Genomic DNA, 304 nt, shown 5'->3' with positions numbered 1-304 from the left:
GTGGCTTCCACGCCATAGGTGCGATGCCAGGCGCGGACGAGCATGTCGGAGGACGCTTTGGTGGAGCTGTAGGTGCTCGATGGGCGATTGGGCGTTTCCTCCGTGAATCGATTCGGGTCATCCAAGGCCAAATCACCATAGACCTCGTCGGTCGAGATGTGGTGAAAGCGCACGCCATGGTTCCGAGCCGCCTGGAGAAGCGTAACGGTGCCCTCAACGTTGGTGCGAAGGAAGGGGGTGGGATCGGCGATGGAGTTGTCGTTGTGGCTCTCGGCGGCGAAATTGACGCAGGCGTCGGCTTCCG

Annotated in this window: 1 protein-coding gene; it reads right to left on the bottom strand. The window is 61.5% G+C overall.

Annotated elements, in window-relative coordinates; all coding sequences use genetic code 11:
- The coding region (locus NE591_RS14115) for a GDP-mannose 4,6-dehydratase (RefSeq protein ID WP_256156961.1) at nt 1-304 on the bottom strand (304 nt) is incomplete at both ends.

This window comes from Adlercreutzia sp. DFI.6.23 (assembly GCF_024462535.1).
GTDB lineage: Bacteria > Actinomycetota > Coriobacteriia > Coriobacteriales > Eggerthellaceae > Adlercreutzia > Adlercreutzia rubneri.
This window is presented reverse-complemented; position numbering and strand designations above follow the sequence as displayed.